Below are 20,018 nucleotides of genomic sequence, written 5' to 3'. Positions count from 1 at the left end.
TTGCAGGCGATGATCACCCAAGTGGTGACTTCGGTACAGAGCGTCAGCGATTCGTCGGAACACACCGCCGACATCGCCATCCGCACCAACACCGGTGTGCACAAGCAAATGGCCGAGATCGATCAAGTGGCCACCGCCGTACAGGAAATGACCGCCACCGCCCAGGACGTCGCGCGCAATGCGACCCAGGCCGCACAGGCTGCCAGCCATGCCGATCAGGCCGCCAGCCAGGGCATGCAGATCGTGCGCGACACCTCGAACTCCATTGGTGCCCTCGCCGTGGAGATCGGCCGGGCCGTCGGCGTGGTGCAAACCCTGGCCAAGGACAGCGAAAACATCAACGCCATCCTCACCGCCATTCGCGGGATCGCCGAGCAGACCAACCTGCTGGCCCTGAACGCAGCCATCGAAGCCGCCCGTGCCGGTGAACAGGGCCGAGGTTTTGCCGTGGTGGCCGACGAGGTGCGTAACCTGGCGCAGAAGACGCAAAAGGCCACCGAAGAAATCCAGACCATGATCCAGCAACTGCAGCAAGGCACCCGGGATGTGGTGCGAGTCATGGAGGACAGCCAGAACCGCACGGACGAAAGCGTACTGCACGCATCGAAAGCCGCTGAAGCACTGGAAACCATTACTCAGGCAGTGTCGGTGATCAACGACATGAACACCCAGATTGCCAGCGCGGCCGAGGAGCAAAGCGCGGTGGCGGACGACATTAACCGCAACGTAATCAACATCGGCCAGGTGGCCAATGAAGTGGCTGGTGGGGCAGATGAGTCGAGTGCGGCCAGTGCGGACTTGACCAAACTGGCTGAGCAGCAGCGGCGGTTGATCAATCAGTTCAGGGTTTGACCTTCAGGCCCTCTTCGCGAGCAAGCCCGCTCCCACATTTGATCTTCAGTGAACACAGAATATGTGTACGACAGAGTTCCAGTGTGGGAGCGGGCTTGCTCGCGAAGGGGCCTGCACTGACACCAAAAAACTCAACCCGGGGTCAAACACTCAGGTCCATTGAGCTTCGGATCATTCACCATATTGGCCAGCACCCGTTCGCGCAATGCGGCAGGCTCACTGGCCAGCAAGGCTTGCAATGCATGCAAGGGCGTCTCGGGATCCAGCCACACGGCCTGCCCCGCCTCATCAAGAATCAACGGCCGCCGCTGGCTCGCCGCCGGCTGGGTAATCACGGCGGTACTCAGCCACACCTGCTCCTGCACCGGATACGCCTCCCAGATCGCCGCAAAAAATAATGACGAGCCCTCCCCCGGTGTCAGCCAATACGGGCGCTTGCGCGTCGTGCCGCGCCATTCGTAGAAACCATTGGCCGGCAACAGGCAGCGGCGCTCACGCAAGGCCTGGCGAAACATTGGCTGTTCGGCAACGGTTTCGGCGCGGGCGTGGGCCGGGGTGCGGGACAGATCGGTCAGCCAGGGTGGCGTCAGGCCCCAGCGGGCACGGGCCAGCGTGCGCTGGCCGTCTGGCTCGGCCCGTAGCATCAACACCGAATCATTGGGGGAAATGTTCCACTGCGCCTGCTGGTCGGCGGGAAAACCGGGCAGCGCCGCGAAGGCGGGGTTCCAGCGAAACAGGGCATAACGTCCACACATGGGGCAGCACGACTCTTGATCAAACGAACGCCAGCCTAACAGACCAGCGTGCCGGGGAAGCTGTCCGGCTCATCGCCGGACAGCGGCAGCGCGGCATTGTACGCGGTGATCAACTCGCGGGCGTATTCGGCCTGGTCGTTATCCACTGCCAAACCCAGCAAACCGAAAATCGGCAACTCACCGGTGGCTCCCACCAGATCGCGTCCCACCAGATGCGCCTCGATGCCCTCGCTGGCGAGCATGCCTTGCAGCAACTCGCCTTCCATCAGGTTTTCCGGGTCGTAGATGCGCTGCATACACGCTCCTCACTCGTTTTCGCTGAACACTTCGAGATGCCATTCCTCTTCATGAACCTGCAACACGAAGGTTATCGGCCGACAGCACACCTGGCAGTCTTCAATATAGGTCTGATCGCCACCGGACAAATCCAGCGTCGTCTCGACTTCCTCACCACAATACGGACATTCATACAGCGCAGTTTCCAGCATCGCGGTCTCCCAGGTGACTTGTGCGTATAATCGCCGGTCTATTTGCAGGGCTATTTTTGTCTGGCTACTTTTTCAGACCGTGCCCCGCCGGTTTTCGATCAAAACCTTTACTTACCCTAGCCGTTTCTAACAAGAGAGCATGATGGGCGAATTCGATGCCATCCGACCTTACGACGACAGCGAAGTCCCAGCGGTGCTGGACCGGCTGCTCGGCGACAAGGCGTTTCTAGATATCCTCACCCACTTCCGCTTCCCGCGTTTCGCCGGCGCTTTAGGCTGGGCACTCAAACCACTTATAGCCCATCGGCTGCGCCGTGAGTTTGCCGGCATTACCTCAGTGGCCACGCTGCAGGACAAAGTCGAGGTTTACGTCGACCATACCATTGAGCGTGCCACCGACGGTGTCACCTATACAGGGGTGGAGCAATTCAAGTCCGGCAGTGCCTATCTGTTCATCGCCAACCACCGCGACATCGTGATGGACCCGGCCTTCGTCAACTACGCCGTGTACCACGCCGGCCTGCCGACGCCACGCATCGCCATTGGCGATAACCTGCTGCAAAAGCCTTTCGTCAGCGACCTGATGCGCCTGAACAAGAGCTTCATCGTGCACCGCTCGATCAGCGGACGTCGGGAAAAAATGGCGGCTTATCAGCTGTTGTCGGCGTACATCAATCATTCGATCCGCAACGATTGCGCCTCGATCTGGATCGCCCAGGCCGAAGGACGAGCCAAGGACGGTGACGACCGTACCGAATCGGCAATCCTCAAGATGTTCCACATGAGCCGCAAGGACGAGCCGTTCGGCGAAGTCATTCAGTCGCTGAACCTGACCCCGGTGTCGATCAGCTACGAGTACGACCCGTGCGATCAGGCCAAGGCCCGCGAGCTTTACATCCGCGCCACCACCGGCAGCTACACCAAGGTGCCGGGCGAGGATGACGTGAGCATCGCCAAGGGCATCACCGGCTACAAGGGCCGGGTGCATGTGAACTTTGCCGCGCCGATCACCGAACTGTTCGAAGACACCAAGCAATTGGCGGTCGAGATGGACCGGCAAATCCTCAGCGGATACCGCTTGTTCCCCGTGCACTACCTGGCTTACGCGCAGTGGAAGGACACCGATCCGCAGTTGCAGGTGCCGAAAGCCGCCGACGTGTTCCCGGCCGAGGAACTGGCCAAGGCCCAGGAAGAATGGCAACGCCGCCTGGACGCCTGCCCTGAAGAGCATCGTCCATTCCTGGTGCTGCAATATGCGACGCCGGTGCGCAATCAGTACCGGGTGAAGGCAGGGTTGCCGCTGTAAGCGGTATCGGCCTGACGGCGCTTTTTGTGGCGAGGGGGCTTGCCCCCGTTGGGCTGCGAAGCGGCCCTAAAACCCAAGAAGGTTTTCCCTCTGACACAGCGTCCCTGTCGAGGTGACGACGGCTTCGCCGCCGAACGGGGGCAAGCCCCCTCGCCACAGGGTTTACTTCAGCCTCAGACCTGCGTACTGATCCACGACACCAGCAGTGCCATCCCCATGCAGGCAAAGCCGAAGATGTAGAAAAACCGGTTCTTGCGCAAGGTCGCCCAGTCCAGCGTGGGCTCTACGCTGGGGCTGCTCTGGCGCTGCGCCTGCAAACTGGCCATCGCGCGCAGTTCGCGACGACGGGTGGCGTGCAGCAACCAGCCGCCGGGCAAGGCAAAGAACAAGGCCAGCAGATTGATCAATTTGGCGGGATGGGCGGTAAACAGCGTCATCAAGTGCAGCGACATCACAAACCTCAAGTAAAACAGGTGGCAGGTGCCGGACCGGCGACCGCGGCGCGGATTCTACCGAAAGCCTGCGCGCCTGCCCTCTGTTTCCGACAAGTAACGAAGCTTTTGATCAATAGCTGTCCTGAGTCACGGCTTCGTCATCTGTATCGGCGAACATGCGCGCCTCGAAACCGACACGGATCACGTCATGCTCCACGCCGAAAACCAGGATCGTCTTTACCTCATCACCCCCAGCGAAGAACAACAAGCCCTCGTCGGCAGCCTCGCCTTCAACGTTCAGGACCGCCACTGGCTGGTGTATTGCGCACTCGGTGGCCACCAGCATGCGGATTTGCCGGAGGCGGATTTGCTGACGGGCGTGAGCGTGCTGGATTTTTACTCGCAAGCCGCCTGACACCACCATTCCCCCTGTGGGAGCGGGCTTGCTCGCGAAAGCGGTGTGTCAGTCAATATCAATGCTGCCTGACACTACGCCTTCGCGAGCAAGCCCGCTCCCACAATGGGTCGGTGTGCATCCGCAAAAAGTCAGCAGTCATGAAAAAGCCCGGGACCATCGCTGGCACCGGGCTTTTTCGCATCCAGCGAAGCTTACTCGCCGAGAATCTGACCCACGGTCGGGTCCTTGAACAGGCGGGTCAACGCATCGCTCAACACATCGCTGACCAGCTTGGTGTTGGTTTCCTGGTTCGGCGCCATACCGAAGCGCTGGTCCAGGGACGAGCCATAACGGCCGCTGTAGCGACGGTTGGCATTCTGTACATCTGAGCGGAAGGTCGCGCCGATGGTGGCTTCGGTCACGTACATGCCTTCCTTGGGCGACTGGTACTTCAACTCCGCCAGGGTCACGGTCAGTTGCGGGGCATTCATGGCGTTGTTCGTCGGGGTAAAGCCCAACAGACGCACGGCGGCTTCAGCCTGGGCCTGCAGCTTCGGCAGGATCTGCGCGCCCTGCACGGTGATCGCGCTGGTCTCCGGGTACAGACCACCACGGGTGCCCAGCGTCGGCGACGGGCGACCGTCCACTACACGCACCACGACGGGCTGGCCATGGCCGACCGGGGCCAACTGGGCGGTCAGCTTGGGTTCCGGGCTCAGTTGTTGCGGGCTGTGGGCGCAGCCAACCAGGGTCAAACTGGTCACAGTGATCAAACCGAACAACAGGCGTTGCAACATGCTCTTCTCTCCAGAATCAGGCACAAACAGGCCGGCAGTATAGCGGTGCGCCACTGCGGGTAACCAGCACCTCACAGTGTTTGATGAAATCTCTGACAAGCCCTTGGCAACGCGGTTCCTGTCATGCAGATGTCACCCCTCATACACTTGCACGTAATGGCCTGCAGGCAATCTTCTCGGCAGACACCCAAACGGTATATCGCCATGCGCCATCTGATCTCTCTGTTCGCGCCACGCCCACTGCATCGCTGCTTCGCCCTGCTCGACCGCAACGGCCGTTGCCAGGCCTTCAAACAGTGCAGCCTCCAGCCCATGGGCGATGGCTGGGTTGAAATCGAAGAGATCCGCTTGAACTGGCTGAATCAGCCGCTGCCTGCCGGTGCCCGCGTCGTTTCGCAGCAGCACCGGCCACGCTCGCGTGCACAGCAAATGATGACGACCTGACCAAACACCTAATAAAAGTCATTAAACACGACCATTTCCCTGCGTTTCTTAGATACAATCTCCCCCCGATTATAAGGACGTCTCCTGATCGGGCCTCGCAGCATCGTCAATGCGCTTGTATTGACACCCCCGCACCGCCCACAGAGAGCCGCCCACACAGATCGAGTGAAGCTGGCGCGCTTGCTGTTTTGTTGAGCAAAACCTCCACTTTTCGCGAATCTGCAGAGCTGTCATTACGCTCGGTCACTGAGCTGTTTGCCCGTTTTGCCTGCCCTGTATCCCATGGCGGCAATCCATCCGGGCACGGTGCCAGGCTGGGACAGCCCTTTTTGAGGTTCACGTCTTCAAAAGAGCGTGAAAAAAACGGGTTTTCACAACTTCACAAGAGTGTGGCGAGCAAATGAATAGTTTTGCGTCTGAACATGCACCATTAGCGTCTACAACAGCCCAACGACACAGGACCGAGTATTTCTCGAACACCGGAGCCTGAAGCCTGTCCGCTACGGATTTGGTTGCACAAACGGATGTATCGACCATAAGTCGAATTGCCTCCCGCGCGCTGAAATGAGTTCATATGGCTCATTAGGCCTGGCAGGTAGCGTCCGTCGAAGTTGCGATAAATTGCGAAGATTCGGACATGGCGATCCTGCCATGGGTACCTGGGGCAACACTGACACGCCCCGTCACTCCTGGCAGCCATGCCGACAATTTGGTGCTGCAGATTTTGGAGACGCGTTAAATGGCGCATAACGAAGCAGTCGACGTAGTACTGGTTGGGGCCGGCATCATGAGTGCCACCCTTGCAGTATTGCTCAAAGAGCTCGACCCCGCGATCAAGCTGGAAGTCGTCGAGCTGATGGATTCCGGTGCCGCGGAGAGTTCCAACCCGTGGAACAACGCCGGTACCGGTCACGCCGGGCTGTGTGAGCTCAACTACACGCCGCAGGCCGCCGATGGCGCCGTCGACATCAAGAAAGCCGTGCACATCAACACCCAGTTCGAGGTGTCGAAGCAATTCTGGTCGTACCTGACCAAAAAAGGCACGTTCGGCTCGTGCAAATCGTTTATCAGCCCGGTGCCACACCTGAGTTTCGTGCAGGGCGACAGCGGCGTGTCCTTCCTCAAGGAACGCTTCAAGGTGCTGAGCAAGCACCACGCCTTCGCCGACATGGAGTACACCGAAGACAAGGCCAAAATGGCCGAGTGGATGCCGCTGATGATGCCTGGCCGCGATCCTGGCGAAACCCTCGCCGCGACCCGCGTGATCAATGGCACCGACGTCAACTTCGGCGCCCTGACCAACCAGTTGCTCAAGCACCTGACCAGCGCACCCGATGCCCAGGTCAAGTACTGCAAGCGCGTGACCGGCCTCAAGCGCAGCAACGGCGGCTGGACTGTCAGCATCAAGGACGTCAACAGCGGCAACACCCGTGAAGTCGACGCCAAGTTCGTTTTCCTCGGCGCGGGCGGTGCGGCATTGCCGCTGCTGCAGGCCTCGGGCATCGAAGAGAGCAAAGGCTTCGGCGGCTTCCCGATCAGCGGCCAATGGCTGCGTTGCGACAACCCGGAAGTGGTCAAGCACCACCAGGCCAAGGTCTACAGCCAGGCTGCCGTGGGTTCGCCACCAATGTCCGTGCCGCACCTGGACACCCGCGTCGTTGAAGGCAAGAAATCCCTGCTGTTCGGACCGTACGCCGGCTTCACCACCAAGTTCCTCAAGCACGGCTCCTTCATGGACCTGCCGATGTCGGTTCGCGCCGGCAACATCGGGCCGATGCTGTCCGTGGCAAAAAACAACATGGACCTGACCAAGTACCTGGTCAGCGAAGTGATGCAGTCGATGGAGCAGCGCCTGGAGTCCCTGCGTCGCTTCTACCCTGAGGCGAAAGCTGAAGACTGGCGCCTGGAAGTGGCCGGCCAACGGGTGCAGATCATCAAGAAAGACCCGAAGAAAGGCGGCATCCTGCAATTCGGTACCGAACTGGTCGCGGCCAAGGACGGTTCCCTGGCGGCACTGCTCGGCGCTTCGCCAGGTGCCTCGGTGACCGTTTCGATCATGCTTGAGCTGATCGAAAAATGCTTCCCGGGCAAAGCCAAGGGCGAATGGGCCACCAAACTGGCCGAAATTTTCCCGGCCCGGGAAAAGGTCCTGGAAACCGACGCTGCGCTGTATCGCAAGATCAACACGCAGAACAACGTTGCCCTGGAACTGGTTGAAGCCAGCAGCGAGACCGAAAGCTACGCTTGATTCGGCCTTACAAAAAACGCCCCGTTCTCACTGAGAGCGGGGCGTTTTTTTATGGCTGAAATTTACTCAGCCGCGAGCTTTTTCGATCAGTTCAATGTAGTCCGGCGCGTTGCGCTGATCCTTGATCAGGGCGACGAAGTCATTGCCGTGCTCATCCTTGCCATTCACGTCGTAACCCGCTTCGACGAAGAACGTCAGGAAACGCTCGAAATCGTCGATGCGCAGGCCACGGTAGGCCTTGACCAGTTTGTGCAGGGACGGAGAAGTCGCGTCGACCGGTTCGAAATCGAGGAACAACTTGATCTGCTCATCGCCGATCTCGTCACCAATCACTTGTTTTTTATCTTTACGCATTGCCGACTCCAGCTCGCAGACATTTCACGGGGCGGGCAGTTTACCCCTGCGCGGGCTCAAGGCTCAACGCGGACGAGTGCTGCCGGTGTGCAGATCGGCCCAGACATGACCATTGGCGTAGCTGAGAAACTGGCAATACACCGTGTCGTTGCGCAACAAGTCGATCACCACCCGGTATTGAGCGAGCGGGTAATAGAGGGTCAGGGTTTTGCTCTTATCGTCGTAGACCGGCTTCTTCAGGCTTTTGCTTTCACCATCGAAGTTGACCAGCACCTGGCTGATGGTGGCGCCCTTGTTCAGGGATTTGCCCTTGAGCCGAATCATCAGCGGCGAAGTGACCGGAATCGGCTGTTGATTGGATTGACGCTGAGCGCCGACCACCACCGAATAATCGGTGACCTGCATCAGTTGCTGCTGCTCGGGATCGGCATCACGCAGCGTGAGATCGTCCGGCGGCAGGAATTGACTGTGCATGAGCGCCGGCGCGGCGGCCAGTGGCAGGCTGAGGGTCAGCAACAGGGCGGCGCAGCAGCGGATCAAAAGACTCATGACAGGCTCCGGAATCGGGGCTGAGCACTCTAGCATGGGTGTACAAAAATACGTCCGTGGACGCAGATCAATGTGGGAGCGGGCTTGCTCGCGAAGAGGGAGTGTCAGTCAACATCAATGCAACTGACACACCGCTTTCGCGAGCAAGCCCGCTCCCACAGGGTGGAGATCAGTCGAACTGCGCGCGCATCCAGGCCTGATACTCGGCAACACCCGGCTCGCCTTCGCGCGGCGCCCAATGCGCCAGCTCACCCTCTCCGACCGGGCGGTAAGGACCGGCCTTACATTCGAACATCATGCTGTCGGCCTCCAGCACCACCAAACCGTGGAACACACCGGTTGGCAGGTCCACGCCAACACAGTCCCCACCGGCCTGCAGCACGGTCTTGCTCAACACCACACCGGCCTCGTCAAAGATCAACACACCCAGCCGCCCCTTTAGGACCAACAGGGTTTCGGCCTTGTTGTCGCCCAAATGCCGATGAGGCGGGATATACGTGGACGGCTGCAGCCCCACCGCCATGCGATGACAGGCGTCTTCCATCTGATGGAAATTGTGGTGCTGGCGCCCACGAGGATTGGCCGCGGCTTTCCCGGCCAGCTCGGCGAACAAGGTCTGATCCAGAAAGCGAGGCGTATCCATGTCTTACATTCCTTTAACGGCGAAAATCCCGTTGGCGTTACGCCAGTAACCTTTGTAGTCCATGCCATAACCGAAGATGTAGCGGTCAACGCACGGCAAACCGACGAAATCGGCCTTGAGGTCCGGGCGGGCCTTGCGGTCGTGGTCTTTGTCGATCAGCACGGCGGTGTGCACTTTGCGGGCACCGGCGTGCTTGCAGAAGTCGATGATCGCGCCCAGGGTGTGACCTTCGTCGAGGATGTCGTCGATGATCAGTACGTCACGGTCGATGAAAGAAACTTCCGGCTTGGCTTTCCAGAACAGGTCGCCGCCGCTGGTTTCGTTGCGATAGCGGGTGGCGTGCAGGTAGGACGCTTCCAGCGGGAACTGCAGATAGGTCAGCAGCTTGCCGGAGAAAATCAGCCCGCCGTTCATCACGCAGAACACCACCGGATTGCTGTCGGCCATTTGTTCGTTGATTTGTGCACCGACGCGGGCGATGGCCGCCTCGACTTCAGCTTCGGTGTACAGGCAGTCAGCCTCTCGCATGATTTGACGGATATGCTCGAGATCAGCAGACATGGTGCTCTCCAAAGGGGTGGCGGAATCAGGAAAAGCGGGCAAAGGTACGCATCAAGCGAGGCCAGATCAAGCGTTTGTGGACTAACGTACTGTATGTCTATAGGACAACACCCTCGGATAGATTAATCTAGGCCGGTTTTTTTGCCCGCCGCCGGAGCCTTTCCCCATGCCCATCCATGAGATCCGCCACCCGCTGATCCGTCATAAACTTGGCCTTATGCGCCGCGCAGACATCAGCACCAAGAATTTCCGTGAGCTCGCTCAGGAAGTCGGCGCGCTGCTGACCTATGAAGCCACCAAAGACCTGCCGCTGGAATCCTACGATATCGAAGGCTGGTGCGGCACAGTGTCGGTCGAGAAAATCGCCGGCAAGAAGATAACCGTCGTACCGATCCTGCGCGCCGGCATCGGCATGCTTGAGGGCGTGCTCAGCCTGATCCCGGGCGCCAAGGTCAGCGCCGTGGGCGTTGCCCGCAACGAAGAAACCCTGCAGGCCCACACCTACCTGGAAAAACTGGTTCCGGAAATCGACGAACGCCTGGCGATGATCATCGACCCGATGCTCGCCACTGGCAGCTCCATGGTTGCCACCATCGACCTGCTGAAAAAGGCCGGCTGCCGGGACATCCGCGCCATGGTGCTGGTTGCAGCCCCGGAAGGCATCGCTGCTGTAGAAAAAGCTCACCCGGACGTGATCATCTACACCGCTTCCATTGATCAAAAACTGAACGAACACGGCTACATCATCCCAGGGCTGGGCGATGCCGGTGACAAGATCTTCGGCACCAAGCAGAAGGACGCGTGACCATGCAGCAAGAGTTCAACGATCCGCTCTGGCGCACGGTGCTGTCGGGTGCACAGATGCTGTTCGTGGCCTTCGGCGCCCTGGTGTTGATGCCGCTGATTACCGGTCTCGACCCGAACGTGGCGCTGTTCACGGCCGGCCTGGGGACGATCCTGTTCCAGATCGTCACCGGGCGTCAGGTGCCGGTGTTCCTGGCATCGAGCTTTGCCTTCATCACCCCGATCATTCTCGCCAAGGGCCAGTTCGGCCTGGCCGCGACCATGGGCGGCGTGATGGCGGCAGGTTTCGTCTACACCTTCCTCGGCCTCGCGGTGAAGATCAAAGGCACCGGTTTCATTGACCGCCTGCTGCCGCCAGTGGTGATCGGGCCGGTGATCATTTCGATCGGCCTGGCCATGGCGCCGATTGCAGCCAACATGGCCATGGGCAAGGCCGGCGACGGCAGTGAGTTGATTCATTACCAGACGGCAATGATGATTTCGATGCCCGCACTGCTGACCACACTGATCGTCGCGGTATTCGGCAAGGGCATCTTTCGCCTGGTGCCGATCATCTCCGGCGTGCTGGTGGGTTTTGGCATGGCGTTCTACTTCGGTGTGGTCGACACCGCGAAGATTGCGGCGGCACCGTGGTTCGCCATCCCGCACTTCACCGCACCGGAATTCAACTGGCAGGCGATTCTGTTCATCGTTCCGGTGGCCCTGGCCCCGGCCATCGAACACATCGGCGGCGTGATTGCCGTGGGTAGCGTGACCGGTCGCGACTACCTGAAGAAGCCCGGCCTGCACCGCACCCTGCTCGGCGACGGCATCGCCACCACGGCGGCCGGTCTGTTCGGCGGCCCGCCCAACACCACCTACGCCGAAGTGACCGGCGCGGTCATGCTGACCAAGAACTACAACCCGAAAATCATGACCTGGGCGGCGATCTTCGCCATCAGCCTGGCGTTCATCGGTAAATTCGGCGCACTGCTGCAGAGCATTCCGGTGCCGGTGATGGGCGGAATTCTGTGCCTGTTGTTCGGTTCGATTGCGGCGGTGGGGATGAATACGCTGATCCGCCACAAGATCGATCTGGGCGAGGCGCGCAATCTGGTGATTGTTTCGGTGACCCTGGTGTTCGGGATCGGCGGCGTGCTGATCGGCACCGGCACCGGGCCGGACGATTTCGGCCTCAAGGGTATCGCGCTGTGCGCGGTGGTGGCGATCGGCTTGAACCTGATCCTGCCGGGCAATGACAGCTGGAAGCACAAGAAGGCGAATGAACCGCTGATCTAAGCAGACTTGGATTCTTCGCTGACTGAAAGACCCACTTCGCGAGCAAGCCCGCTCCCACAGGTTAATCACCGACCCTGTGGGAGCGGGCTTGCTCGCGAAGCTTTTAAAGCGCCAACGGCGCCCTTTCGCACAACGCACTCAACGCCTTCGCCCAATGCGGGTCATCGTTGAGGCACGGCACCAGCACCAGATCCTCTCCCCCTGCTGCGCGGAATTGCTCCTTGCCGCGATCACCGATCTCTTCCAGGGTCTCGATGCAATCGGCTACGAACGCCGGGCACATCACCAGAATCTTTTTCACGCCGCTTTTGGCCAACTCATCGAGGCGCGCTTCGGTGTAGGGTTCGATCCATTTGGCGCGCCCCAGCCGCGACTGAAACGACACCGACCACTTGCCCTCCGGCAATCCCATGCGCTTGGCAAACTCTGCCGCCGTACGCAGGCATTGGCCTCGATAACAGGTGGCGACCACCTCCGGCGGCGCACCGGCGCAGCAATCACCGCCACCCTCGAAGCTGTGACCGGGGTTGAGCTTCTTCAGATGCCGTTCCGGCAAGCCATGAAAGCTCATCAGCAAGTGATCGAAATCCTGCTGCAAATGCGGCCGGGTCGTGGCCACCAGCGCATCGAGGTATTCCGGTTGGTCGTAGAACGGCTGGAGCACCGACAACTGCACGTCGAGGTTTTTCTCGCGTACCACGCGCCGGGCCTCTTCTATGACCGTAGTCGTGGTGCTGTCGGCGAACTGTGGATAAAGCGGCGCCAGGGTGATTCGCTTGTGCCCCGCCGCGACCAGGCGCACCAGCGTCGATTCGATCGACGGCTCGCCGTAACGCATCGCCAGTTCGACCGGGCCGTGTTGCCACTGACTGGTCATCGCTTGTTGCAGGCGACGGCTGAGCACCACCAGCGGCGAGCCCTCGTCCCACCAGATCGAGGCATAAGCATGGGCCGACTGCTCGGGACGCTTGATCAGGATCAGCGATACCAGCAGCCGTCGAACCGGCCATGGCAGGTCGATCACGTACGGGTCCATCAGAAATTGATTGAGGTAGCTGCGCACATCCGCCACCGAGGTGGAGGCAGGTGAACCCAGGTTGACCAGAAGCAACGCGTGATCGGTCATGCAACGTCCTATTTCAAAGGCGACTGGACAGATCGTCCAAAGCCGCGCGCAAATCCGTGAACTTAAAAGTGAAACCAGCCTGTAACAAACGCACTGGAGTCGCGCGCTGGCCGCCCAGCAACAACGAAGACAATTCGCCCAGGCCTACTTTCAAGGCAAGGGTCGGCATCGGCATGAACGCCGGGCGATGCAGCACGCTACCCAGTGTTTTGGCAAACTCGCGATTACGCACGGGTTCGGGCGCGCACGCATTATAGGGACCGCTGGCCTCGTTGCGATGCAGAAGAAAATCAATCAGGGCGATTTGATCGTCGATATGAATCCACGGCATCCACTGCCGGCCGTTGCCGATCGGCCCTCCCAGGCCCAGTTTGAACGGCAGTAACAGCCGCGACAAAAAGCCGCCCTCTGCCGACAGCACCAACCCGGTTCGAATAAGGATGACGCGAATGCCCAGCACCTCAGCTCGCTGTGCGGTCTCTTCCCAGGCGATGCATAACTGACTGGCAAAATCATCGATGACCGGTGGCGACTCTTCGGTCAACTCACGTTCGCCACCATCACCATACCAACCGATTGCAGAACCGGAGATCAGCACCTGCGGTTTCTGTGCGCGGCTTTCAAGCCAGGCCAGAAGGGTTTCGGTCAGCGTGATGCGGCTACTCCACAGCAGGGCTTTGCGTTTGTGCGTCCAGAGTCGGTCGGCAATCGGTGCCCCGGCAAGATTGATAATCGCATCGACAGGTTCTTGCCCCAGATCCTCCAGCCGTGCAACTCCACGCACTTGGGCACCACATATTTTCGCGACATTTTCAGGTTGGCGACTCCAGACCGTCAGGCGATATCCCTGACCCGACCAGTGCCGGCAAAGCTGACGTCCTATCAAACCAGTACCGCCGGTCAGCAATATGTGCATGACTTCTTCCTCGCGTGGCGTTTTACCTTGTCCATTAGTCTATTTTTATAAGCAGGGATCTTTGGTATCGAGCAGGCTCTATGTTTAACAATAGGCCAAGCTGTCAGATCGAGAACGCTAAAAGTTATACCAAAAAACAATATTGTACAGGTTTGAACCCCGGCGTAGTCTGTACAGAAAGGTAAACGAGGCCCCTATGACTGTACCTATCGCAATCATCGGCACCGGCATTGCCGGACTCTCCGCCGCCCAGGCCCTGACGGACCTCGGGCACGTGGTCCAACTGTTCGATAAAAGTCGCGGCAGCGGCGGGCGCATGTCGAGCAAGCGCAGCGATGCGGGTGCTCTGGACATGGGCGCGCAGTATTTCACTGCCCGCGACCGGCGTTTTGTCAACGAAGTCCAGCGCTGGCAAGCCAAGGGCTGGGTCGCCGAATGGACGCCGCAGCTGTACACCTACCATGGCGGCCAACTCAACCTGTCGCCGGACGAGCAGACCCGCTGGGTCGGCACGCCTCGCATGAGCGCCATCACCCGCGCCCTGCTCGGTGACCTCGAAGTGCATTTCGCCTGCCGGATCACCGAGGTCTATCGCGGTGAAGAACACTGGCACCTGCAGGACGCCGAAGGCTTCACCCACGGACCGTTCAGCCATGTGGTCATCGCCACGCCGGCCCCACAGGCCACGGCTCTGCTGGCATCTGCGCCGAAACTCGCCGGGGCCGCCGCCGGGGTGAAAATGGACCCGACCTGGGCCATCGCCCTGGCCTTCGAAACGCCGCTGGAAACGCCCATGGAAGGCTGCTTCGTACAGGACAGCCCCCTCGACTGGCTGGCCCGAAACCGCAGTAAACCCGGACGCGACAACACCCTCGACACCTGGGTCTTGCATGCCACCAGCGCCTGGAGTCGCCAGCACATTGACCTGTCCAAGGAAGCGGTGATCGAACAGTTGCACGGCGCATTTGCCGAACTGCTGCACGATTCAATGCCCGCGCCGAGCTTCAGCCTCGCCCACCGCTGGCTCTACGCCCGCCCCGCCAGCAGTCACGAATGGGGCACCCTGGCCGATGCCGACCTGGGGCTGTACGCCTGTGGCGACTGGTGCCTGTCCGGACGCGTCGAAGGGGCCTGGCTCAGCGGTCAGGAGGCCGCCCGTCGCTTGCATGAGCACCTGCAGTAAAGAGCATCAACCCGAGCAAATCGCTGCTGTCGCCCTGACAGCAGCCCGCCAAAAACCTATACAAAGAATTTGACTTGTAGAACTTCGAATCTATGATGAAGTTATCTTGTACAGACCCGAATGTTTGTACAGGTTTAGATTCGAGGTGCTCCGATGTTCCACTCCCCCGCCAAACCGAAAATCGCCATCAGCGCCTGCCTGATGGGGCTCGACGTACGCTACAACGGCGGACACAAGGAATCGCGGTTGTGCAGCCGCACCCTCACTGACTACTTCGATTTCATCCCGGTATGCCCGGAAGTGGCCATCGGCCTGGGCGTACCCCGCCAACCGATTCGGCTGGTGGGCAGTGCAGATCAACCCGAAGCCCTGGGCACCCTCGATCACAACCTTAACGTGACACAACCGCTGGCCACCTACGGCCAGGAAATGGCAGTGCAGCTGGGGGAAATTTGCGGCTACATCTTCATGCAAAATTCTCCGTCCTGCGGCCTGGAGCGGGTCAAGGTCTACCACGCCAACGGCGCACGGGCGGACAGTGGCGGGCGCGGGATCTACGCCCGGGCTTTCTGCCTGCGGCACCCGGACTTGCCGGTGGAGGAAGACGGCCGGCTCAACGATCCGGTGCTGCGGGAAAACTTCCTCACCCGGGTGTTCGCCTACAACGCCTGGCAGCAGCTACGCCAAGAGGGCATGAGCCGGCGCAGTCTCACGGACTTTCATTCGCGCTACAAATACCTGCTGATGGCCCACAACCCGGTGCAATACAAAACCCTGGGCAACCTGCTGGGCAACATGGGCAAAACCGATCCGCAGGAACTGGGCCCCCGATATTTCAGCGAACTGATGGCGGCGCTGAAAAAATGCGCCACACGTCGCACTCACACCAACGTCCTGCAACACCTCAGCGGCTACCTGAAACAGGCCATCAGCGGCGAAGACAAGCGGGAAGTGCAGCACGTGATCAGCCAGTACCGTCTGGGCATCGTGCCGCTGGTGGTGCCGCTGACACTGCTCAAGCATCACTTTCGCCAACACCCCGATCCGTACATCGCACAGCAGGTTTACCTGCAACCGCACCCGGAAAACCTCAGCCTGCGAAACGCCATTTGATGAAAAAAGCACTCGACACCAGCGCCCGCGAAGACCTCGGCGATGACTTTAAAAAGGCGCTGGACGAAGGCTGGCTGCCGATCCGTGAAGTGGCGCGGCAAACCGGGGTCAATGCCGTGACCTTGCGTGCCTGGGAGCGGCGCTACGGTCTGATCGTGCCGCTACGCACGCCCAAGGGCCATCGGTTGTTCTCGGCCGACCACGTACAACGCATCCAGACCATCCTCACCTGGCTCAACCGTGGCGTTGCCGTCAGCCAGGTCAAACCATTGCTCGACACGCCGCAAGCCTTCAGCGAGTCCGTCGACAACGATTGGCACGCCTTGCTGCAAACGTTGCTGCAGGCAGTCAGTCGATTGCAGGAACGCGCCCTGGATGACAGCGTCAATCAGGCGATGGCGCTGTATCCGCCGCGAACCCTGTGCGAGCAATTGCTGATGCCCTTGCTGGCCGCTCTGGAGCAACGCTGGCAAGGCCAGTTCGGGGCGCAGATGGAGCGGGGCTTTTTTTGTGCCTGGCTGCGCAGCAAGTTCGGTGCGCGCATCTACCATAACAATCGTCAGTTGCGCACCGCGCCGCTGCTGCTGGTCAACCACTCGGACCTGCCCGTGGAACCGCACCTGTGGCTCACGGCCTGGCTGATCAGCAGCGCTGATTGCCCGGTGGAGGTCTTCGACTGGCCGCTGCCTGTCGGAGAATTGGCATTGGCGGTCGAACTTCTGCAACCCCGAGGGGTTCTGCTGTACTCAAGCAAAGCCCTGAATCCGGCGCAGCTGCCGAAACTTTTCAAAGGTGTCAGTTGCCCAAAAATGATTGCTGGACCAACGGTATGCATCCACCACACCGAGTTGTCCGCAAGTACTGCCGTGATCGCTGATCTGTACCTGGCCGAAGATCCGTTGTCGGCACATCAGGCACTCGTTCAGCGCGGGCTGATTTAAATGAATCGCGTGGATACCAAAATGCAATTGATCTGGCTGCGCAGCGACTTGCGCCTACATGACAACACCGCCCTCTCGGCCGCCGCGGCTCGCGGCCCGTGCGTGGCGGTGTACCTGCTGAGTCCGGAGCAATGGCTGGAACACGACGATGCGCCCTGCAAAGTGGACTTCTGGCTGCGTAACCTGCGCGAGTTGAGCCGCGAACTGGGTCAACTGAACATCCCCCTGCTGATCCGTCAGGCCCCTCGCTGGGATGACGCACCCAGCGTATTGCTGAACCTGTGCCGACAGTGGCAGGTCGATGCGTTGCACCTCAACGAGGAATACGGCATCCACGAGTCCCGTCGCGATGCAGCGGTCGCCCGGACGCTACAGGCTGAAGGGATCGAAGTTCGCCGCTACCTCGATCAATTGCTGTTCAAGCCCGGGAGCGTGCTGACCCGCACCGGCACTTACTTTCAGGTCTTCAGCCAGTTCCGCAAAGTCTGCTACGAACGACTGCACCACTCGCTGCCCAGCCTCGTACGCGCGCCGCACAAACAAGCGCCGCTGAACATTGCCAGCGATGCGATCCCCTTGAGTGTCGACGGTTTCGCAACACCCGCTGATAACCTGCGCAACCTGTGGCCGGCGGGCGAAGCCGAAGCCCGGCGTCGCCTCGACAGCTTTAGCGATGTGCAGATCGAGCACTATCAAAGCGAACGGGATTTCCCGGCGAAGCCCGGCACCAGTCAGCTTTCGGCCTATCTCGCCGCCGGGGTGATTTCTGCGCGCCAATGCCTGCACGCGGCCTTGAACAGCAATCAAGGTGAATTCGAAAGCGGCAAGATCGGCGCCGTCACCTGGATCAACGAACTGCTGTGGCGCGAGTTCTACAAACACATCCTGGTGGGCTACCCACGGGTTTCCCGGCACCGCGCGTTTCGTCCGGAAACCGAAGCGCTGGCCTGGCGCAACGCCCCCGAAGAACTGGCCGCCTGGCAACAGGCACGCACCGGCTTGCCGATCATCGACGCCGCCATGCGCCAACTGCTGGCAACCGGTTGGATGCACAACCGCCTGCGCATGGTGGTGGCGATGTTCCTGACCAAAAACCTGCTGATCGACTGGCGCGAAGGCGAACGCTTTTTCATGCGTCACCTGATCGATGGCGACCTGGCGGCGAACAATGGTGGCTGGCAGTGGAGTTCTTCCACCGGCACCGACTCGGCGCCTTATTTCCGGATTTTCAACCCGTTGAGCCAGTCGGAAAAATTCGACCCCGAAGGCGTGTTCATCAAGCAATGGCTGCCGGAACTGGCCGCTCTGAATAAAAAAGACGTGCACAACCCCGCCAATCTCGGCGGCCTTTTCGGTGTTGTGGATTACCCCTCCCCGATCGTCGACCTGGGTACTTCCCGTACGCGTGCGTTGACGGCATTCAAAAACCTGCCCTCGCGGCAATACGCCGCCGTTGGGTCATGAATTACCGCCACCGGGATTACTTCGATGCCGGGGCTCTGCTTTATGAACATTTACCCGTATTGAGCCGGGCAATTGCCTGGTTGAAAAGGAGATTGGGATGAGTCGCACACTCGCACGACGATACTGGTTGACCGGTGCAAGCAGCGGCATCGGTGCCGCCCTGACCGAAGAAATCCTGAAAACCGGTGCGCACCTGGCCGTCAGTTCGCGCACCGTGGCCCCCCTGAATGACTTGTCGCTACGTTATCCGGGGCAAGTGCTGGTGGTCCCCGGAGACCTGACCAACAGCCAGACCGTACGCGAGATCAGCGAGCAGATTGCCGAGGACTGGGGCTCGCTGGACACCGTGATACTGAACGCCGGCACCTGCGAGTACGTGGATGCCAAGCAGTTCGATGCGTCGATTGTCGAGCATGTGGTGCGCACTAACCTGTTGGCCAGCAGCTATTGCATCGACGCCGCCCTGCCATTGCTGCGTGCCGGCACCGCACCGCATATGGTGGCCATGGCCAGTACGGTGACCTACCTGCCGCTGCCCAAGGCAGAAGCCTACGGCACTTCGAAGGCCGGGCTACGTTATCTGTTCGAATCCCTGCGCATCGACCTGGCCCCGGAAGGCATAGAACTCACGGTAATCAGCCCCGGGTTTGTCGAGGCGCCGCTGACGGCAAAAAACGACTCGCCCATGGCCTTGAGCTGGCCGGTGGAGAAAGCCGCGCGGCACATCTTCGAAAAACTCAAGGACCGCCCGTTGGAAATCGCTTTCCCCGCAGCGTTCATGACCGCCCTCTGGCCACTCTCCAAACGGCCGGACCAAGTAAAACTGGAGATCGGCAAACGCATGGTGCGCAGCCAGCCGCCGATCAAGGATCAACCCTGAAAGTCGTCATCAATGGCGGCGGTGTCTCGGACGCTCCGATATTTGAGCGTCCGTCAGACCTTTCACACAGTACCCGGTGACTGCCTTACACTGCGCGCCATGAAAACCATCCCCCATACGCAAATCGCGGAACCCGCGGTCACCTGCTCGACCTGCGCAGCCTGCTGCTGCCAGCTCGAAGTCATGCTGATCACAGATACGGGCGTGCCTGAACGGTTCATCGATACCGATGACTGGGGCGGGGAAGTGATGTTGCGCCTGGATGACGGTTGGTGTGCCGCGCTGGATCGCAACACGATGATGTGCACGATCTACGAAAAACGCCCGCTGATCTGCCGGGAGTTCGAGATGGGCGCTCCGGAGTGCATCGAAGAACGCCAGGGGATTTCGACGGCGTATCGCTAGTTTGAAGTTGTCCCAATACCAATGTGGGAGCGGGCTTGCTCGCGAAAGCGTCAGGTCAGTCGATTACAGTGTCGACTGAT

General features: G+C 60.1%; 24 protein-coding genes and 1 pseudogene. 14 read left to right on the top strand and 11 right to left on the bottom strand.

Annotated elements, in window-relative coordinates:
- Positions 1–9 precede the first annotated feature (9 nt).
- On the top strand, positions 10–852 hold the full coding sequence (locus KGB20_RS29395; RefSeq protein WP_371318439.1) for a methyl-accepting chemotaxis protein: 843 nt from the start codon (positions 10–12) through the stop codon (positions 850–852).
- A gap of 131 nt (positions 853–983) precedes the next feature.
- On the opposite strand, the gene KGB20_RS26065 is transcribed toward KGB20_RS29395, so the two are convergent.
- From KGB20_RS26065 to KGB20_RS26055, 3 genes are read right to left on the bottom strand one after another with little or no spacing between them, the layout of a single operon-like run.
- Positions 984–1,607, bottom strand: coding sequence for an SOS response-associated peptidase (locus tag KGB20_RS26065; protein ID WP_154909519.1), 624 nt, complete (start codon positions 1,605–1,607; stop codon positions 984–986).
- Between the two features lie 35 nt (positions 1,608–1,642).
- Positions 1,643–1,903: a putative signal transducing protein gene (locus KGB20_RS26060; RefSeq protein WP_057713336.1), complete on the bottom strand. Its 261-nt coding sequence runs from the start codon at positions 1,901–1,903 to the stop codon at positions 1,643–1,645.
- A gap of 9 nt (positions 1,904–1,912) precedes the next feature.
- Positions 1,913–2,095 carry a CPXCG motif-containing cysteine-rich protein gene (locus tag KGB20_RS26055; protein ID WP_102671697.1) on the bottom strand — a complete coding sequence of 61 codons (183 nt, stop codon included), beginning with the start codon at positions 2,093–2,095 and terminating at the stop codon, positions 1,913–1,915.
- A 139-nt stretch (positions 2,096–2,234) separates the two neighbouring features.
- On the opposite strand from KGB20_RS26055, the gene KGB20_RS26050 reads away from it, so the two are divergent.
- Positions 2,235–3,401: a 1-acyl-sn-glycerol-3-phosphate acyltransferase gene (locus KGB20_RS26050; protein ID WP_154860507.1), complete on the top strand. Its 1,167-nt coding sequence runs from the start codon at positions 2,235–2,237 to the stop codon at positions 3,399–3,401.
- 173 nt (positions 3,402–3,574) lie between these two features.
- On the opposite strand, the gene KGB20_RS26045 is transcribed toward KGB20_RS26050, so the two are convergent.
- Positions 3,575–3,853, bottom strand: coding sequence for a hypothetical protein (locus KGB20_RS26045; RefSeq protein WP_154860508.1), 279 nt, complete (start codon positions 3,851–3,853; stop codon positions 3,575–3,577).
- A 190-nt stretch (positions 3,854–4,043) separates the two neighbouring features.
- On the opposite strand from KGB20_RS26045, the gene KGB20_RS26040 reads away from it, so the two are divergent.
- Entirely contained in the window at positions 4,044–4,250 is a 207-nt protein-coding gene (locus KGB20_RS26040; RefSeq protein ID WP_033052291.1) for a hypothetical protein, read from the top strand.
- A 194-nt stretch (positions 4,251–4,444) separates the two neighbouring features.
- On the opposite strand, the gene KGB20_RS26035 is transcribed toward KGB20_RS26040, so the two are convergent.
- On the bottom strand, positions 4,445–5,029 hold the full coding sequence (locus KGB20_RS26035) for a YajG family lipoprotein (RefSeq protein WP_007973847.1): 585 nt from the start codon (positions 5,027–5,029) through the stop codon (positions 4,445–4,447).
- Positions 5,030–5,233: 204 nt separating this feature from the next.
- On the opposite strand from KGB20_RS26035, the gene KGB20_RS26030 reads away from it, so the two are divergent.
- Both KGB20_RS26030 and mqo read left to right on the top strand, forming a co-directional pair.
- On the top strand, positions 5,234–5,473 hold the full coding sequence (locus tag KGB20_RS26030; RefSeq protein ID WP_057713332.1) for a hypothetical protein: 240 nt from the start codon (positions 5,234–5,236) through the stop codon (positions 5,471–5,473).
- A 739-nt stretch (positions 5,474–6,212) separates the two neighbouring features.
- Positions 6,213–7,721 (top strand): malate dehydrogenase (quinone), encoded by a 1,509-nt coding sequence (mqo, locus tag KGB20_RS26025; RefSeq protein ID WP_154860509.1) that lies wholly within the window; start codon positions 6,213–6,215, stop codon positions 7,719–7,721.
- 66 nt (positions 7,722–7,787) lie between these two features.
- Here mqo and KGB20_RS26020 read toward each other — a convergent pair whose 3' ends face one another.
- The 4 genes from KGB20_RS26020 to KGB20_RS26005 all read right to left on the bottom strand — a co-directional run bounded on the left by KGB20_RS26020 (position 7,788) and on the right by KGB20_RS26005 (position 9,828).
- A complete protein-coding gene (locus KGB20_RS26020) occupies positions 7,788–8,075 on the bottom strand; it encodes a PA4642 family protein (protein ID WP_015096805.1) in 288 nt (95 codons plus the stop codon).
- Positions 8,076–8,138: 63 nt separating this feature from the next.
- Positions 8,139–8,624: a hypothetical protein gene (locus KGB20_RS26015; RefSeq protein WP_154860510.1), complete on the bottom strand. Its 486-nt coding sequence runs from the start codon at positions 8,622–8,624 to the stop codon at positions 8,139–8,141.
- A 169-nt stretch (positions 8,625–8,793) separates the two neighbouring features.
- The gene (locus KGB20_RS26010; protein ID WP_154860511.1) at positions 8,794–9,267 is read right to left on the bottom strand and encodes a WbuC family cupin fold metalloprotein; all 474 of its coding nucleotides are present in this window, start codon (positions 9,265–9,267) and stop codon (positions 8,794–8,796) included.
- A 3-nt stretch (positions 9,268–9,270) separates the two neighbouring features.
- Positions 9,271–9,828, bottom strand: coding sequence for a hypoxanthine-guanine phosphoribosyltransferase (locus tag KGB20_RS26005; RefSeq protein WP_008016649.1), 558 nt, complete (start codon positions 9,826–9,828; stop codon positions 9,271–9,273).
- Positions 9,829–9,994: 166 nt separating this feature from the next.
- Between KGB20_RS26005 and upp the strand changes: the two genes are divergently transcribed.
- Together upp and KGB20_RS25995 are read left to right on the top strand one after the other, a co-directional pair.
- Complete coding sequence (upp, locus tag KGB20_RS26000) at positions 9,995–10,633, top strand: uracil phosphoribosyltransferase (RefSeq protein WP_053159679.1); 639 nt, start codon at positions 9,995–9,997, stop codon at positions 10,631–10,633.
- Between the two features lie 2 nt (positions 10,634–10,635).
- Complete coding sequence (locus tag KGB20_RS25995) at positions 10,636–11,910, top strand: uracil-xanthine permease family protein (RefSeq protein WP_057713328.1); 1,275 nt, start codon at positions 10,636–10,638, stop codon at positions 11,908–11,910.
- Between the two features lie 103 nt (positions 11,911–12,013).
- On the opposite strand, the gene hemH is transcribed toward KGB20_RS25995, so the two are convergent.
- Positions 12,014–13,036, bottom strand: a complete 1,023-nt coding sequence (gene hemH, locus KGB20_RS25990; RefSeq protein WP_154860512.1) for a ferrochelatase — start codon at positions 13,034–13,036, stop codon at positions 12,014–12,016.
- A gap of 13 nt (positions 13,037–13,049) precedes the next feature.
- Positions 13,050–13,952 (bottom strand): TIGR01777 family oxidoreductase, encoded by a 903-nt coding sequence (locus tag KGB20_RS25985; protein ID WP_090457644.1) that lies wholly within the window; start codon positions 13,950–13,952, stop codon positions 13,050–13,052.
- Between the two features lie 196 nt (positions 13,953–14,148).
- Between KGB20_RS25985 and KGB20_RS25980 the strand changes: the two genes are divergently transcribed.
- The 7 genes and pseudogenes from KGB20_RS25980 to KGB20_RS25950 all read left to right on the top strand — a co-directional run bounded on the left by KGB20_RS25980 (position 14,149) and on the right by KGB20_RS25950 (position 19,938).
- Positions 14,149–15,135 (top strand): NAD(P)/FAD-dependent oxidoreductase, encoded by a 987-nt coding sequence (locus tag KGB20_RS25980; protein ID WP_057713325.1) that lies wholly within the window; start codon positions 14,149–14,151, stop codon positions 15,133–15,135.
- A 153-nt stretch (positions 15,136–15,288) separates the two neighbouring features.
- Positions 15,289–16,248 carry a YbgA family protein gene (locus KGB20_RS25975; RefSeq protein WP_154860513.1) on the top strand — a complete coding sequence of 320 codons (960 nt, stop codon included), beginning with the start codon at positions 15,289–15,291 and terminating at the stop codon, positions 16,246–16,248.
- Positions 16,248–17,189, top strand: coding sequence for a MerR family transcriptional regulator (locus KGB20_RS25970; RefSeq protein WP_057713323.1), 942 nt, complete (start codon positions 16,248–16,250; stop codon positions 17,187–17,189). The genes KGB20_RS25975 and KGB20_RS25970 overlap by 1 nt, the downstream gene beginning before the upstream one ends.
- Before the next feature lie 21 nt (positions 17,190–17,210).
- On the top strand, positions 17,211–18,653 hold the full coding sequence (phrB, locus tag KGB20_RS25965; protein WP_154860514.1) for a deoxyribodipyrimidine photo-lyase: 1,443 nt from the start codon (positions 17,211–17,213) through the stop codon (positions 18,651–18,653).
- A gap of 2 nt (positions 18,654–18,655) precedes the next feature.
- A pseudogene (locus KGB20_RS25960) lies at positions 18,656–18,754 on the top strand (nuclear transport factor 2 family protein); the annotation flags it as partial.
- A complete protein-coding gene (locus KGB20_RS25955; protein WP_223533214.1) occupies positions 18,751–19,533 on the top strand; it encodes an SDR family NAD(P)-dependent oxidoreductase in 783 nt (260 codons plus the stop codon). The pseudogene KGB20_RS25960 and the gene KGB20_RS25955, both read left to right, overlap by 4 nt.
- Before the next feature lie 99 nt (positions 19,534–19,632).
- A complete protein-coding gene (locus KGB20_RS25950) occupies positions 19,633–19,938 on the top strand; it encodes a YkgJ family cysteine cluster protein (protein ID WP_056726267.1) in 306 nt (101 codons plus the stop codon).
- Positions 19,939–20,018 lie beyond the last annotated feature (80 nt).

The organism is Pseudomonas sp. BF-R-30 (assembly GCF_019956175.1).
In the GTDB taxonomy this organism is placed as follows: Bacteria; Pseudomonadota; Gammaproteobacteria; order Pseudomonadales; family Pseudomonadaceae; genus Aquipseudomonas; species Aquipseudomonas jessenii.
Note: the sequence above shows the minus strand (reverse complement) of the source record. Positions and strands in the feature narration are given on the sequence as shown.

Bases quoted from the DNA above. Each gene is read 5' to 3' on its own strand.
- KGB20_RS25970 (WP_057713323.1), top strand. From the start codon at position 16,248: ATGAAAAAAGCACTCGACACCAGCGCCCGCGAAGACCTCGGCGATGAC.
- KGB20_RS26040 (WP_033052291.1), top strand. From the start codon at position 4,044: ATGCTCCACGCCGAAAACCAGGATCGTCTTTACCTCATCACCCCCAGC.
- KGB20_RS26045 (WP_154860508.1), bottom strand. From the start codon at position 3,853: ATGTCGCTGCACTTGATGACGCTGTTTACCGCCCATCCCGCCAAATTG.
- KGB20_RS25980 (WP_057713325.1), top strand. From the start codon at position 14,149: ATGACTGTACCTATCGCAATCATCGGCACCGGCATTGCCGGACTCTCC.
- KGB20_RS25995 (WP_057713328.1), top strand. From the start codon at position 10,636: ATGCAGCAAGAGTTCAACGATCCGCTCTGGCGCACGGTGCTGTCGGGT.
- KGB20_RS25985 (WP_090457644.1), bottom strand. From the start codon at position 13,952: ATGCACATATTGCTGACCGGCGGTACTGGTTTGATAGGACGTCAGCTT.
- KGB20_RS26005 (WP_008016649.1), bottom strand. From the start codon at position 9,828: ATGTCTGCTGATCTCGAGCATATCCGTCAAATCATGCGAGAGGCTGAC.
- upp (WP_053159679.1), top strand. From the start codon at position 9,995: ATGCCCATCCATGAGATCCGCCACCCGCTGATCCGTCATAAACTTGGC.
- KGB20_RS26010 (WP_154860511.1), bottom strand. From the start codon at position 9,267: ATGGATACGCCTCGCTTTCTGGATCAGACCTTGTTCGCCGAGCTGGCC.
- phrB (WP_154860514.1), top strand. From the start codon at position 17,211: ATGCAATTGATCTGGCTGCGCAGCGACTTGCGCCTACATGACAACACC.
- mqo (WP_154860509.1), top strand. From the start codon at position 6,213: ATGGCGCATAACGAAGCAGTCGACGTAGTACTGGTTGGGGCCGGCATC.
- KGB20_RS25975 (WP_154860513.1), top strand. From the start codon at position 15,289: ATGTTCCACTCCCCCGCCAAACCGAAAATCGCCATCAGCGCCTGCCTG.
- KGB20_RS25950 (WP_056726267.1), top strand. From the start codon at position 19,633: ATGAAAACCATCCCCCATACGCAAATCGCGGAACCCGCGGTCACCTGC.
- KGB20_RS25955 (WP_223533214.1), top strand. From the start codon at position 18,751: ATGAGTCGCACACTCGCACGACGATACTGGTTGACCGGTGCAAGCAGC.
- hemH (WP_154860512.1), bottom strand. From the start codon at position 13,036: ATGACCGATCACGCGTTGCTTCTGGTCAACCTGGGTTCACCTGCCTCC.
- KGB20_RS26020 (WP_015096805.1), bottom strand. From the start codon at position 8,075: ATGCGTAAAGATAAAAAACAAGTGATTGGTGACGAGATCGGCGATGAG.
- KGB20_RS26030 (WP_057713332.1), top strand. From the start codon at position 5,234: ATGCGCCATCTGATCTCTCTGTTCGCGCCACGCCCACTGCATCGCTGC.
- KGB20_RS26050 (WP_154860507.1), top strand. From the start codon at position 2,235: ATGATGGGCGAATTCGATGCCATCCGACCTTACGACGACAGCGAAGTC.
- KGB20_RS29395 (WP_371318439.1), top strand. From the start codon at position 10: ATGATCACCCAAGTGGTGACTTCGGTACAGAGCGTCAGCGATTCGTCG.
- KGB20_RS26055 (WP_102671697.1), bottom strand. From the start codon at position 2,095: ATGCTGGAAACTGCGCTGTATGAATGTCCGTATTGTGGTGAGGAAGTC.
- KGB20_RS26015 (WP_154860510.1), bottom strand. From the start codon at position 8,624: ATGAGTCTTTTGATCCGCTGCTGCGCCGCCCTGTTGCTGACCCTCAGC.
- KGB20_RS26060 (WP_057713336.1), bottom strand. From the start codon at position 1,903: ATGCAGCGCATCTACGACCCGGAAAACCTGATGGAAGGCGAGTTGCTG.
- KGB20_RS26065 (WP_154909519.1), bottom strand. From the start codon at position 1,607: ATGTGTGGACGTTATGCCCTGTTTCGCTGGAACCCCGCCTTCGCGGCG.
- KGB20_RS26035 (WP_007973847.1), bottom strand. From the start codon at position 5,029: ATGTTGCAACGCCTGTTGTTCGGTTTGATCACTGTGACCAGTTTGACC.